Genomic DNA, 14,577 nt, shown 5'->3' with positions numbered 1-14,577 from the left:
AATCGGGATATAAATTAATCGCTGATTAATTCGCACAAAATAAGTGCAAATATAAGGTCAAATAAATATTTGCACCATTTAAGTGCCTTGAATGTATTTTGCGCCATTTAAGTGCGTTAAGTATTTTGGGTGGCTTAGCTAATATTTATACTCGCCCACGAAAAGCTGAGAGAAAACAAGGATTTAGGCTTAGATCAACAGGAAGTGGTTTTGGCTTGAAGATGGCACGGAATCTGCTATGATCTTCAATTGAGTTCCGCTGTCAGCTTGATACTCCCTATTTCAAAAAACTAGGTGTTTAGCAAGATGTACGCGCCGGCTAGCAGACGGCTCAGCAATTTTCGAATTTATTTATAGATCTATTTGAGGAGTTTTACATGGCAATGACAGCCGCAGAAGTCTTGAAAATGGCGAAAGACAACGAAGTTAAATTCGTTGATTTCCGTTTTACTGATACCCGAGGCAAAGAACAGCACGTTACTGTGCCAGTCTCTCATTTCGATATCGATAAATTCGAATCTGGCCACGCCTTTGACGGTTCCTCCATCGCTGGTTGGAAAGGGATAGAATCCTCAGATATGTTGTTGATTCCAGATCCATCGACTGCAAACATCGATCCATTCATGGAAGAAACAACTTTGTTTATGCAGTGCGATGTGATCGAGCCAACTGATGGCAAAGGTTACGACCGCGATCCACGTTCTATTGCAAAACGCGCAGAAGCCTACCTGAAATCGTCCGGTATCGGCGATACAGCTTACTTCGGTCCAGAACCAGAATTCTTCATTTTCGACAGCGTACGCTGGAAAATCGACATGTCCGGCTGTTTCGTGAAGATAGATTCTGACGAAGCTTCATGGACTACTGGCGAAAAGCTAGAAGGCGGCAATACTGGCCATCGTCCTACTACTAAGGGTGGTTATTTCCCTGTTCCTCCAGTCGATAGTTTCCAGGACATGCGTTCTGAAATGTGCCTGATTTTGGAATCTTTGGGTATTCCAGTTGAAGTGCATCACCATGAAGTCGCTGGCGCTGGTCAAAATGAGATCGGTACCCGTTTCTCTACACTGGTAGAGCGCGCTGATTGGACTCAAAACTTGAAATACGTCGTATGGAACGTTGCTCATACCTACGGTAAGACAGCTACTTTCATGCCTAAGCCTATCGTTGGCGACAACGGTTCCGGTATGCACGTTCACCAGTCTATCTGGAAAGACGGCAAAAACTTGTTCGCTGGCGATGGCTATGCTGGTTTGTCTGATTTCGCCCTGTACTACATCGGCGGTATCATCAAGCATGCTAAGGCATTGAATGCAATCACTAACCCAGGTACCAACTCCTACAAGCGTTTGGTTCCAGGTTACGAAGCTCCGGTAAAATTGGCGTACTCCGCTAAAAACCGTTCAGCTTCGATCCGCATTCCTTATGTTGCGAATCCAAAAGGTCGTCGCGTTGAAGCGCGTTTCCCGGATCCACTGGCAAACCCATACCTGTGCTTCTCGGCACTGATGATGGCGGGTCTAGACGGTGTGCAGAATAAGATACATCCAGGTGAAGCAGCATCTAAAGATCTGTACCATTTGCCACCAGAAGAAGACGCGTTGATCCCAACGGTTTGCGCATCTTTGGAAGAAGCTTTGGATGCCTTGAATAAAGACCGTGAGTTCTTGACACGTGGCGGCGTATTCAGCGACAGCATGATCGATGCTTACATCGAACTGAAAATGCAAGATGTACAGCGCATGCGCATGACTACCCATCCTGCTGAATTTGATATGTATTATTCCCTGTAATTTTCGGTGAATTTGGATAAGTGATTAAAAAGCGGGGATTTTCCCCGCTTTTTTTTCGCCAAATTGTTACCGAGTATTGCACTGCAATTGTGCTAACGCCCGGCTTGGCATACACTGAGCCCGTTAGTTACGAAATGGTCCTACTATGAATCGAATATTTGCTGGATTTCTCTTTTTTTGCGCTTTTTCTACGCAGCTTCATGCTGAAACCGACGTGTATTTGTGCGTCGATGAAAATGGCAAAAAAGAATATAAAAATACAGGTGCGACCAAAGGCTGCAAAAAAGTCGAGTTGGAAGGCATCACTGTTGTCCCCGCACCGCCTACGACAAAAAAGACAAGTGCTAGCCCAGCGTCTACTCCATCAAGCTTCCCCAAGGTCGATGATGGTACTCAAAAGGCGCGCGATTCGGATCGCAAGCAAATTTTGACCGATGAGCTGAAGGCCGAGGATCAAAAATTAGCAAATTTAAAAAAAGAATACAACAATGGTGAGCCTGAGCGCCTTGGTGGGGAAAAGAATTTCGCCAAATATCAAGAACGCACTACGATGATGAAAGACGATATTAGTCGCACCGAAAAAAACATCGAGGCACTAAAACGGGAATTGGGCAATCTGAGATAAACACAACGCATCGTCGTTTTGAAGCTTAAATGAGCGGACTAAGGTATTTTGATGTTAGAAATATTCTGCATTAACGATAAAACGATTTCAGGCATGATGTTTGCATATTAAGGTCGCTATACGCGGCCTTTTTTTATTATTGAGCACTTTGAAAACACCACTCACCTCACTCGCTGGCTTAGATTTGCTTACCTCCGCTGTTATCGTGCTGGATGCTGATAGTTGCATCATGTATGCCAATGCCGCAGCGGAGAGTCTACTCGGTAGTTCCTTTAAGGCTTTGACGCATCAAAAACTATCTGATTTATTTCTTAATGGCGATGAATTGTTGGATGTTTTTGAGCAGGCTGTGGCCCATCAGTTCGCTGACAAACGCCAAGATCTCACGTTAGAGCGTAGTGGTAGAGATGCCCTGCATGTGCATAGTATTGTCACTGCTCTCGATAATCCCGATTCTCCAGTGCTTATAGAGTTGCGTGAAAACGTGCAGCAATTAAAGCTCGATCGCGAAGAACGCATGCTGGATCAAAGTAAGGCGAATAAAGAGCTGATACGAAATTTGGCGCACGAGATCAAAAACCCCTTGGGCGGTATAAGAGGCGCAGCACAATTACTGGAATTGGAATTGCCGGAGCGGCATTTAAAGGAGTTGCGGGAATACACGCAAGTCATCATTAAAGAAGCCGATCGTTTGCAGACCTTGGTTGATCGCTTATTGGCTCCGCATAGGCTGCCACACATAGTGGGTGACGTGAATATTCATGAAGTGTGTGAGCGAGTACGTAGCTTGATGGTGGCGGAATTTCCGCAAGGATTAACGATCAAACGCGATTACGATTTGTCGATACCTGAATTTCGCGGTGACAAAGAGCAGTTGATACAAGCGGTACTCAATATTGCCCATAACGCGGCACAAGCCCTGAGCGAACGCATCAAGTCGGGCGATGCCGAGATTGTTTTCAGAACACGGGTGGTGCGTCAGATGACGCTGGCAAAAGTGCGTTATCGACTGGCATTGGATTTGCATATTATTGATAACGGACCTGGGATTCCTGATGAAATACGTCACCGTATTTTTTACCCCTTGGTTTCAGGACGAGATGGCGGAAGCGGCCTAGGGCTGACCCTTGCGCAAACTTTCGTTGAGCAACACTTAGGTGCAATAGAGTGTGAAAGCCGCCCGGGATGTACTGATTTCAGAATTTTGCTCCCGCTCCCTTAAAAATACCCGAGTGGGGAAACGTAACATCATAAGTGTTACTAACATCGATATGCTTAACAATTACCGAAACGGAATGCAAAACGATATGAAACCAATCTGGATAGTGGATGACGATGATTCAATTCGCTGGGTGCTAGAAAAGGCACTGGCGCGTGAAAATCTTGCAACAAGAAGTTTCACCAATGCGCGTGACGCAATGACCGCGTTGCAGAGCGATATGCCACAAGTTCTGGTATCTGATATTCGCATGCATGGGGCATCTGGCTTGGAGTTGCTGCAAACTGTCAAAGCCAAATATCCAGGCCTGCCGGTAATTATTATGACCGCTTTTTCTGACCTTGATTCTGCGGTTGCTGCGTTTCAGGGCGGCGCTTTTGAGTATCTCGCCAAACCTTTTGATTTGGCCAAGGCGATCGAGTTAATCCGTCGAGCAATGGATGAGAGTTTGCGCGAGGCAAGCGTAGAGCAAAATATTTCAGAGACGCCTGAAATACTCGGCCAGGCACCCGCGATGCAAGATGTGTTCCGAGCAATCGGGCGCTTATCGCAATCGAACGTTACCGTTTTAATTACTGGCGAGTCTGGCAGCGGGAAAGAGTTGGTTGCGCGTGCCTTGCATAAGCATAGTCCACGGTCCTTGCAGCCTTTTATAGCTCTAAATACCGCAGCAATTCCTAAAGACTTGCTAGAGTCAGAATTATTTGGACATGAACGAGGGGCCTTTACCGGAGCGCAAGCGACCCGGCGCGGGCGTTTCGAACAAGCCGAAGGCGGTACTTTATTCTTGGATGAAATAGGCGATATGCCTGCGGAATTGCAGACCAGATTGCTGCGAGTTCTGTCGGATGGTCATTTTTATCGCGTCGGCGGCCACCAGCCTATGAAGGCCAATGTCCGAGTAATCGCAGCGACCCATCAAAATTTGGAGTCTAGAGTTAAAGACGGTCTTTTTCGAGAGGATCTGTACCACCGCCTCAACGTGATTCGCTTGCGCTTGCCTAGTTTGCGTGAGCGCCGTGAAGATATTCCGCTGTTAACCAAGTTTTTTTTGGCACAAAGTGCCAAGCAATTGGGCGTCGATATCAAGCGTATGTCAGACCCCGCCTTGAATTTTTTATCCGGCTTAGACTTTCCTGGAAATGTACGTCAGCTAGAAAATTTATGTAATTGGATCACCGTTATGGCTCCGGGGCAGACTGTGGAAGTTTTTGATTTGCCACAAGAGTTGCTGCATCCTGATCAATCTATAGAATCAAATGTGGAGGCAGCCGCGAGTTCCGTAAACTCTAATCAGCAGCCCTCTGCTGAGTTGCTACCAAATTCAATTCAGGCTTCCAATGCCGCCCATTCCGCAAATTTTGGATCGCATCAAAGTAGTGATACTTGGATGAATTTGCTCGAGAACGAAGCGAGCGCTATGCTGGTGCAGGGGCAATCTGAAGTCATTGATAAATTGGGGAGAGTTTTTGAATCGGTGGTGATTAAGGCTGCATTACGGCATACACATGGCCGAAAAAATGATGCTGCGATACGCTTAGGTATAGGAAGAAATACGATCACTAGAAAAATTCAAGAGTTGGGTATCGATGGCGTGAAGGATGATTGATTTTTAAAGCTTCATCGATTTTTCTATTGCTAGAATCACCGCACAAAATTTTCATATAAAAAGTAAGTTTTATGACGAAAATACGCCTTGTAAATGCGGCAGATGCCGAAGCCATTTGCAATATTTATAATTACTATGTCAGTAATTCGATTATTTCATTTGAAGAGGTAGAGGTAAATGTCTCAGAGATGTCGCGAAGAATTGTAAGTGTCTCAGAGGCCCTACCTTGGTTGGTAATAGAGACCGATGGCATAGTTGATGGTTACGCTTATGCGACGAAATGGCGCGAGCGTTCAGCGTATCGCTTCTCGGTCGAACTTAGTGTTTACTTGGCTCCTGCTGCAATTGGGAAGGGTTGCGGTGTTCTTTTGTATGAAAAATTATTTGAGCGCTTGACACAATTGGGCGTACATCTGCTTATTGCTGGTATCGCACTCCCCAATGAAAATAGTATCAAGTTGCATGAGAAAATGGGCTTCATTAAAGTAGCTCATTTCGCTGAAGTTGGGTTTAAAAACAATCAATGGGTAGATGTTGCTTACTGGCAGAAATTTTTGTAGCCCAGCGTGTTTCTTAAGTTCTGACCGTCCGAAGTTGTTTCATAAAAAAACATTCCTTTCGAATATTTATCGGAGTATTATTTATCCGAGAGGAATATTTTTCTACTATTTCCTTTCTTTCTATCGCCAAATTTGGCGCGAAATCTATCTGCGCAAAGCCCTGCCGTCATAGTCTTGATGCTGTAATCACAGGAGGAATGATCTATGAATTTCGATGCTCTATTTCAGCAACAGAATGCCTTACCCACAATACCTAAGGTCGTGCAAGAGGTTATTGACAGTTTTAATAACGATAATGTGTCGATTGACGAGATTGCTAAAAAGCTGAGCGCGGATCAGGTATTGAGCGCTAAATTATTGCGTCTGGCAAATTCATCCTATTACCATGCTTCAAAAAGCATAGGAACGATCGATGATGCGGTTTTAATGTTAGGTTTCATGACGGTGCGAACCTTGGTCATTAGTAGTGGTTTGACAGGTGGGTTCAAGGCGATGCCAGGGGTAGATCTTAAACAGTTTTGGCGTTACAGCATGCATACTGCTGTGATTGCTAAATGGCTGGCGAAGCAGATTCACGGAAATTCTGATTTTGCTTTTACCGTAGGATTGATGCATGCAATCGGTCAATTGGTGATGCACGCTGGTATGCCAGAGCAAACTCTGCAAATAGATAAGATTGCTGGCCCGCTGGACTCTCGTCGTCTCGGAGTTGAACGTGCATCATTTGGATACGACTTTGCGGATGTTGGTGCTGAATTAGCAAAGCGCTGGCGGTTTCCTGATAATTTCTCTACGGTGATTAAATCATTTCCTGATCCTTTGCATTCCGATCCGTTCGAACCCATGGCTGCGGTTATCCATCTGGCCTCTTGGCTTTCCAGAGGTGAGGAAAATAAATATTCGAAAGCTGAACTCGAGGCAACTTTTCCAGAGGATGTCGCCATTAAGTTAGGAATTAGTGCGGACTTGCTTCTATCGACGATGCCGCCTATTGCTGAACTTGCTGCCGGTTTAGATGACTTGCTAAGCTAGTCGCGCTTTACTTCAAGAGATGTCAAGCGCCAATCAGCGTTATTGGCATCTCTCTCTGATCGGAAAATTAAGACGATTCCCTTTTGTTTTGGATGTTAAGAGCGACCGCTTCCGCCACCTTAATCCCATCTATTGCTGCCGATAAAATTCCGCCTGCATAACCCGCACCTTCGCCAGCTGGGTACAGTCCTTGGGTATTTATGCTTTGATAGCTAGTGTCGTTTCTCTTGATACGTATTGGAGAAGATGTGCGCGTTTCTATGCCAGTTAGAACAGCGTCGTTCATCGCGAAGCCTTTAATCTGTTTCTCAAATTCCGGTAAGGCTTCTCGTATTGCATCGATTGCGTAAGCAGGTAATGCTAAGGCTAAATCACACATGGTAATACCCGGTTTGTATGACGGGATTACGCTGGCAATTTCTGTTGAAGGGCGCTTCGCTATAAAGTCACCAACCAACTGACCGGGGGCGTTATAGTTTGCTCCCCCTAGTTCATAGGCGAGAGACTCCAGTTCTCGTTGCAAATCTATGCCTGCCAATGGATGTCCTGGGTAGTCCTCTGGAGTGATTCCGACCACAATCGCGCTATTTGCATTGCGTTCGTTGCGTGAATATTGACTCATGCCGTTGGTGACCACGCGCCCAGGCTCTGAGGTGGCCGCAACAACTGTGCCGCCAGGGCACATGCAAAAACTGTAAACAGATCGCCCATTTTTTGCATGGTGAACTAGTTTATAGTCAGCCGATCCCAATATTTTATTACCCGCATTTCTTCCGAAGCGAGCTTGATCAATAATTGATTGTGGATGTTCAATTCTAAACCCTATTGAAAACGGCTTCGCCTCAACGTAAATGCCACGTTGATGAACCAACTCAAAAGTATCTCTAGCGCTATGACCGATCGCCAGCACGACCTGATCGGCAGCTAAATATTCGTCGCCATTGATTTTCAGTCCTAGTGTTTGACCGTCTTTAATATCAATATCCGTCACTTTTTGCTCGAAGCGAATTTCTCCGCCTAGAGCTTCAATGTTGGCGCGCATTTCCTCTATCATCTTGACCAGGCGAAACGTGCCAATATGCGGCTTGCTGACATACATAATTTCCGAAGGTGCGCCAGCTTTTACGAATTCTGTTAATACTTTGCGGCCATAGTGTTTTGGGTCTTTTATTTGGCTCCAAAGTTTTCCATCTGAAAAGGTGCCGGCCCCGCCTTCCCCGAATTGCACATTTGATTCTGGGTGCAATTCTCTCTTGCGCCACAAGTCCCAGGTATCTTTGGTGCGTTCCCGAACCGCTTTGCCACGTTCTAATACAATAGGGCGAAAACCCATTTGCGCCAACAGCAGCGCGGCAAATAGGCCGCAAGGGCCAAAGCCAATAATGACAGGTCTCTTAAAGTCCACTCTATTAGTATGAGTTACGAAGCGATATTGCGTATCAGGCGATACCCCGACATTCGTACTTCCTTTAAAGCGATTGAGGACTTCGGTCTCGTCGCTAACCAGTACATCTAAAGTGTAGATCAATATAATTGCTGATTTTTTCCGAGCATCGTAACTGCGGCGAAAAATAGAGAAATCGAGTAGGTCTTTTCCCTCGATAGATAAACGCTTAAGAATCGAAGCTTTAATCTCCGATTCTTGGTGATCGAGGGGGAGTTGTATGTCGGTTAGACGTAGCATAGAAATCAATACTTAAAAAATCAGGTCAGCATTTACCGAACAACTACTTCGGTAAATTAAAGCGCTATTTTAACTGTTGTCAGCCTTGCCGCGAAAATGACTTACTTTAAATGCGTAATTGTTGAAGCGCCTATCTTCTAAATCATTTAAACAAAAGCTTGCCAATCCTAGTTAGGCTTTGCTATAGTTCGCCTCCCGCTGAAGAGCGGGGCGAAATGAAGAAAGTAAGGCTAACGAATTAACCTTAGGTTTGAATGAAGATGTAAATCAAATTCAAGCGCTCGTAAAACAAGGGGTTGACGAGTAGAAGGAAATGCCGCATAATCTCATCTCTCTGCTGCTTACAAACAAAACGCTTTGTAGCAATCTGGCAGAAACGCTTTGCAGTCGGTGAGAATCGATAGTGACGCGCCAAAAAACAGAAGACAGATCTTTAACAATTAACAGTCAATAAATGTGGGCACTTGATAAAGAGCGCGGCTAATTACTTCGGTAGTTAGTTCAACTTAAAAAATATCAAATGTTCGCAAAAGTAATAAATAGGATGCTTGAGAACGCAAGTTCAAAAGTAGCCTGTCAGTTATTTGAGTGAGCGACACCGTTCGCAAGAACGGAGTTCAGAAATGAACACAAAACAGAGATTAAACTGAAGAGTTTGATCCTGGCTCAGATTGAACGCTGGCGGCATGCCTTACACATGCAAGTCGAACGGTAACGCGGAGCAATCTGGCGACGAGTGGCGAACGGGTGAGTAATATATCGGAACATACCCTAGAGTGGGGGATAACGTAGCGAAAGTTACGCTAATACCGCATACGATCTGAGGATGAAAGTGGGGGATCGCAAGACCTCATGCTCATGGAGTGGCCGATATCTGATTAGCTAGTTGGTAGGGTAAAAGCCTACCAAGGCGACGATCAGTAGCTGGTTTGAGAGAACGACCAGCCACACTGGAACTGAGACACGGTCCAGACTCCTACGGGAGGCAGCAGTGGGGAATTTTGGACAATGGGGGCAACCCTGATCCAGCAATGCCGCGTGAGTGAAGAAGGCCTTCGGGTTGTAAAGCTCTTTTGTCAGGGAAGAAAAGGTAGTCTCTAATACAGACTGCTCATGACGGTACCTGAAGAATAAGCACCGGCTAACTACGTGCCAGCAGCCGCGGTAATACGTAGGGTGCAAGCGTTAATCGGAATTACTGGGCGTAAAGCGTGCGCAGGCGGTTATATAAGTCAGATGTGAAATCCCTGGGCTCAACCTAGGAACTGCATTTGAGACTGTATGGCTAGAGTGTGTCAGAGGGGGGTAGAATTCCACGTGTAGCAGTGAAATGCGTAGATATGTGGAGGAATACCGATGGCGAAGGCAGCCCCCTGGGATAACACTGACGCTCATGCACGAAAGCGTGGGGAGCAAACAGGATTAGATACCCTGGTAGTCCACGCCCTAAACGATGTCTACTAGTTGTTGGGTCTTAATTGACTTAGTAACGCAGCTAACGCGTGAAGTAGACCGCCTGGGGAGTACGGTCGCAAGATTAAAACTCAAAGGAATTGACGGGGACCCGCACAAGCGGTGGATGATGTGGATTAATTCGATGCAACGCGAAAAACCTTACCTACCCTTGACATGTACAGAATGCCGAAGAGATTTGGCGGTGCTCGCAAGAGAACTGTAACACAGGTGCTGCATGGCTGTCGTCAGCTCGTGTCGTGAGATGTTGGGTTAAGTCCCGCAACGAGCGCAACCCTTGTCATTAGTTGCTACATTAAGTTGAGCACTCTAATGAGACTGCCGGTGACAAACCGGAGGAAGGTGGGGATGACGTCAAGTCCTCATGGCCCTTATGGGTAGGGCTTCACACGTCATACAATGGTACATACAGAGGGCCGCCAACCCGCGAGGGGGAGCTAATCCCAGAAAGTGTATCGTAGTCCGGATTGTAGTCTGCAACTCGACTACATGAAGTTGGAATCGCTAGTAATCGCGGATCAGCATGTCGCGGTGAATACGTTCCCGGGTCTTGTACACACCGCCCGTCACACCATGGGAGCGGGTTTCGCCAGAAGTAGGTAGCTTAACCGTAAGGAGGGCGCTTACCACGGCGGGATTCGTGACTGGGGTGAAGTCGTAACAAGGTAGCCGTATCGGAAGGTGCGGCTGGATCACCTCCTTTCTAGAGTGCGCTACAAGTTAAGTGTCCACACTTATTGACTGTTAATGATAAAGAACGTAGCGATGGAGCGATTCATCGGTACCGAGTTCCCGAATTGGGGGTTTAGCTCATCTGGTAGAGCACCTGCTTTGCAAGCAGGGGGTGAACGGTTCGATCCCGTTAACCTCCACCATTTACGTAGTAAAGAAGTCGTAAATAAGTGGGGCTGTAGCTCAGCTGGTTAGAGCACCGTGTTGATAACGCGGGGGTCGTTGGTTCGAGTCCAACCAGCCCTACCAGTAAAATGGAGTGGGAAGAAAAAACAAATGTGAGTAGCGCGCGCGCTATTGAGATTTGTTCTTTCGAAACGAAAGCAAAGTATCAAGTAAGACCGTTCTTTAACAATTGAGAAGAAGTAAAGTAGAAATAATCAAAATTATTTCTGTGAAGGAAATTAATAACGACAGTTATTAACGATAATTCATGGAAGGGTTGTGATTGTATCAAACAAACATAAAATGTATTAAAAAGAGTTTGAAAAGCACTGTAGCAATACAGGGTTTTAGAAAATCAAATATCTTGAGATACGGCAAACGCTAAAGTAATACTCATAGTAATAAGAACTATAGCGATTTTTTGGTGATGAACCTGAGCGTAGGTGTTACTGGAAAAATCATCTGGCTCTGCCAGTGATTTTGAACTAGCACCACATCAAAGTAGATTTTTACTTTGATGTGAACAATCAGACGCCAGAATCTAAAGTTATAGGGACAAGTGACTAAGTGCACATGGTGGATGCCTTGGCGATTACAGGCGATGAAGGACGTAGTAGCTTGCGATAAGCTGCGGGGAGTGAGCAAACACACTTTGATCCGCAGATTTCCGAATGGGGAAACCCACCCTTAGGGGTATTGCATACTCAATACATAGGTATGCAAGGCGAACGCGGCGAACTGAAACATCTAAGTAGCTGCAGGAAAAGAAATCAACCGAGATTCCCAAAGTAGTGGCGAGCGAAATGGGAACAGCCTGCAAGATTTAGCATCTTTGATAATAGAATGGAATGGAAAGTCCAGCCATAGAGGGTGATAGCCCCTTATATGAAATCATCGGTGTGGAACTAAGTTTGCGACAAGTAGGGCGGGACACGTGAAATCCTGTCTGAACATGGGGGGACCATCCTCCAAGGCTAAATACTCGTAATCGACCGATAGTGAACCAGTACCGTGAGGGAAAGGCGAAAAGAACCCCGGAAGGGGAGTGAAATAGATCCTGAAACCGTGTGCATACAAACAGTAGGAGCGGACTTGTTCCGTGACTGCGTACCTTTTGTATAATGGGTCAGCGACTTACATTCAGTGGCAAGGTTAACCGCATAGGGAAGCCGTAGAGAAATCGAGTCCGAATAGGGCGAAATTAGTCGCTGGGTGTAGACCCGAAACCAAGTGATCTACTCATGGCCAGGATGAAGGTGCCGTAACAGGTACTGGAGGTCCGAACCCACTAATGTTGAAAAATTAGGGGATGAGCTGTGGGTAGGGGTGAAAGGCTAAACAAACTTGGAAATAGCTGGTTCTCTCCGAAAACTATTTAGGTAGTGCCTCAAGTATCACCATCGGGGGTAGAGCACTGTTATGGCTAGGGGGTCATCGCGACTTACCAACCCATTGCAAACTCCGAATACCGATGAGTGCGAGCTTGGGAGACAGACGTCGGGTGCTAACGTCCGGCGTCAAGAGGGAAACAACCCAGACCGCCAGCTAAGGTCCCAAAGTATCGCTAAGTGGAAAACGAAGTGGGAAGGCTAAAACAGTCAGGAGGTTGGCTTAGAAGCAGCCACCCTTTAAAGAAAGCGTAATAGCTCACTGATCGAGTCGTCCTGCGCGGAAGATGTAACGGGGCTAAGCGATACACCGAAGCTGCGGATATGTTTTAGGACATATGGTAGGAGAGCGTTCTGTAAGCCTGCGAAGGTGTCTTGTAAAGGATGCTGGAGGTATCAGAAGTGCGAATGCTGACATGAGTAGCGATAATGGGGGTGAAAAGCCTCCACGCCGTAAGCCCAAGGTTTCCTGTTCAACGTTCATCGGAGCAGGGTGAGTCGGCCCCTAAGGCGAGGCAGAGATGCGTAGCTGATGGGAAGCAGGTTAATATTCCTGCACCGTCGTATGATGCGATGGGGGGACGGATCGCGGAAGGTTGTCAGGCGGTTGGATGAGCCTGTTCTTGACTTGTAGAAGGCACTTAGGCAAATCCGGGTGCGTAATTCAAGGGGTTGAGACGAGTGAACTTGTTCACGAAGCAATCGGAAGTGGTTCCAAGAAAAGCCTCTAAGCTTCAGTCATACGAGACCGTACCGCAAACCGACACAGGTGGGCGAGATGAGTATTCTAAGGCGCTTGAGAGAACTCGGGAGAAGGAACTCGGCAAATTGGTACCGTAACTTCGGGATAAGGTACGCCCTTGTAGTTTGACCCCCCTGCGGGGGAAGGATGAAAGGGTTGCAATAAACTGGTGGCTGCAACTGTTTAATAAAAACACAGCACTATGCAAACACGAAAGTGGACGTATATGGTGTGACTCCTGCCCGGTGCTGGAAGATTAAATGATGGGGTGCAAGCTCTTGATTGAAGTCCCAGTAAACGGCGGCCGTAACTATAACGGTCCTAAGGTAGCGAAATTCCTTGTCGGGTAAGTTCCGACCTGCACGAATGGAGTAATGATGGCCACACTGTCTCCTCCCGAGACTCAGCGAAGTTGAAATGTTTGTGATGATGCAATCTACCCGCGGCTAGACGGAAAGACCCCATGAACCTTTACTGTAGCTTTGCATTGGACTTTGAACCAATCTGTGTAGGATAGGTGGGAGGCTTTGAAGCGTGGACGCCAGTCTGCGTGGAGCCATCCTTGAAATACCACCCTGGTTTGTTTGAGGTTCTAACCTTGGTCCGTTATCCGGATCGGGGACAGTGCATGGTAGGCAGTTTGACTGGGGCGGTCTCCTCCCAAAGTGTAACGGAGGAGTTCGAAGGTACGCTAGTTACGGTCGGACATCGTGACGATAGTGCAATGGCATAAGCGTGCTTAACTGCGAGACTGACAAGTCGAGCAGGTACGAAAGTAGGACATAGTGATCCGGTGGTTCTGTATGGAAGGGCCATCGCTCAACGGATAAAAGGTACTCTGGGGATAACAGGCTGATTCCTCCCAAGAGTTCATATCGACGGGGGAGTTTGGCACCTCGATGTCGGCTCATCACATCCTGGGGCTGTAGCCGGTCCCAAGGGTATGGCTGTTCGCCATTTAAAGTGGTACGTGAGCTGGGTTTAAAACGTCGTGAGACAGTTTGGTCCCTATCTGCCGTGGGCGTTGGAAGTTTGAAGGGGGCTGCTCCTAGTACGAGAGGACCGGAGTGGACGAACCTCTGGTGTATCGGTTGTCACGCCAGTGGCATTGCCGAGTAGCTATGTTCGGAATAGATAACCGCTGAAAGCATCTAAGCGGGAAACTAGCCTTAAGATGAGACTTCCCAGAGACTAGATCTCTTTAAAGGGTCGTTCGAGACCAGGACGTTGATAGGCTGGGTGTGGAAGTGCAGTAATGCATTAAGCTAACCAGTACTAATTGCCCGTAAGGCTTGTCCCTATAACTTTAGTGTTATAGATTTACGACAAGTATTGTTTGTGTGTTTGCCTTATGTCGTCGAGGAATCGACGAAGTTTGGTACAAATCACAACCGCCTAAGTCCTGCACTCAACATGCAGGCACGCTGCAGCGATGGTCAATCGCTCAGCACAAAGATTATTGATGGACAAGTGAACCATGTTTGCTTGCCTTGGTGGTGCAAACCGCCCTACGACCCTTCTTCCCAATTGGACCTGTTGCGACGCACAGAATAAC

Annotated in this window: 7 protein-coding genes, 2 tRNA genes and 2 rRNA genes; 10 read left to right on the top strand and 1 reads right to left on the bottom strand. The window is 46.7% G+C overall.

Annotated elements, in window-relative coordinates:
- Positions 1-377 precede the first annotated feature (377 nt).
- The 6 genes from glnA (at position 378) to EJN92_RS04515 (ending at position 6,838) form a co-directional block, all read left to right on the top strand.
- Positions 378-1,793 (top strand): type I glutamate--ammonia ligase, encoded by a 1,416-nt coding sequence (gene glnA / locus EJN92_RS04540; protein ID WP_126126722.1) that lies wholly within the window; start codon positions 378-380, stop codon positions 1,791-1,793.
- A gap of 145 nt (positions 1,794-1,938) precedes the next feature.
- Positions 1,939-2,418 (top strand): DUF4124 domain-containing protein, encoded by a 480-nt coding sequence (locus EJN92_RS04535; protein WP_126126721.1) that lies wholly within the window; start codon positions 1,939-1,941, stop codon positions 2,416-2,418.
- A 148-nt stretch (positions 2,419-2,566) separates the two neighbouring features.
- Positions 2,567-3,640: a nitrogen regulation protein NR(II) gene (gene glnL / locus EJN92_RS04530; RefSeq protein ID WP_126126720.1), complete on the top strand. Its 1,074-nt coding sequence runs from the start codon at positions 2,567-2,569 to the stop codon at positions 3,638-3,640.
- 85 nt (positions 3,641-3,725) lie between these two features.
- Positions 3,726-5,246: a nitrogen regulation protein NR(I) gene (ntrC, locus tag EJN92_RS04525; RefSeq protein WP_126126719.1), complete on the top strand. Its 1,521-nt coding sequence runs from the start codon at positions 3,726-3,728 to the stop codon at positions 5,244-5,246.
- 71 nt (positions 5,247-5,317) lie between these two features.
- On the top strand, positions 5,318-5,806 hold the full coding sequence (locus tag EJN92_RS04520) for an arsinothricin resistance N-acetyltransferase ArsN1 family B (RefSeq protein WP_126126718.1): 489 nt from the start codon (positions 5,318-5,320) through the stop codon (positions 5,804-5,806).
- A 204-nt stretch (positions 5,807-6,010) separates the two neighbouring features.
- The gene (locus EJN92_RS04515) at positions 6,011-6,838 is read left to right on the top strand and encodes an HDOD domain-containing protein (RefSeq protein WP_126126717.1); all 828 of its coding nucleotides are present in this window, start codon (positions 6,011-6,013) and stop codon (positions 6,836-6,838) included.
- A gap of 67 nt (positions 6,839-6,905) precedes the next feature.
- On the opposite strand, the gene EJN92_RS04510 is transcribed toward EJN92_RS04515, so the two are convergent.
- The gene (locus EJN92_RS04510; protein ID WP_126126716.1) at positions 6,906-8,522 is read right to left on the bottom strand and encodes an NAD(P)/FAD-dependent oxidoreductase; all 1,617 of its coding nucleotides are present in this window, start codon (positions 8,520-8,522) and stop codon (positions 6,906-6,908) included.
- A gap of 643 nt (positions 8,523-9,165) precedes the next feature.
- On the opposite strand from EJN92_RS04510, the gene EJN92_RS04505 reads away from it, so the two are divergent.
- The 4 genes from EJN92_RS04505 to EJN92_RS04490 all read left to right on the top strand — a co-directional run bounded on the left by EJN92_RS04505 (position 9,166) and on the right by EJN92_RS04490 (position 14,322).
- A 16S ribosomal RNA gene (locus tag EJN92_RS04505) occupies positions 9,166-10,698 on the top strand.
- A 96-nt stretch (positions 10,699-10,794) separates the two neighbouring features.
- Positions 10,795-10,870 (top strand) — tRNA-Ala (locus EJN92_RS04500).
- 29 nt (positions 10,871-10,899) lie between these two features.
- Positions 10,900-10,976 (top strand) — tRNA-Ile (locus EJN92_RS04495).
- A gap of 469 nt (positions 10,977-11,445) precedes the next feature.
- Positions 11,446-14,322 (top strand): 23S ribosomal RNA (locus EJN92_RS04490).
- The 16S and 23S rRNA genes sit together here with 2 tRNA genes alongside, the layout of an rRNA operon.
- The last annotated feature ends 255 nt before the right edge of the window (positions 14,323-14,577 follow it).

Origin of the sequence: Undibacterium parvum, from assembly GCF_003955735.1 — a bacterium.
In the GTDB taxonomy this organism is placed as follows: domain Bacteria; phylum Pseudomonadota; class Gammaproteobacteria; order Burkholderiales; family Burkholderiaceae_D; genus Undibacterium; species Undibacterium parvum.
The sequence above is the reverse complement of the archived record's forward strand: the minus strand, read 5'-3'. Positions and strand labels throughout refer to the sequence as shown.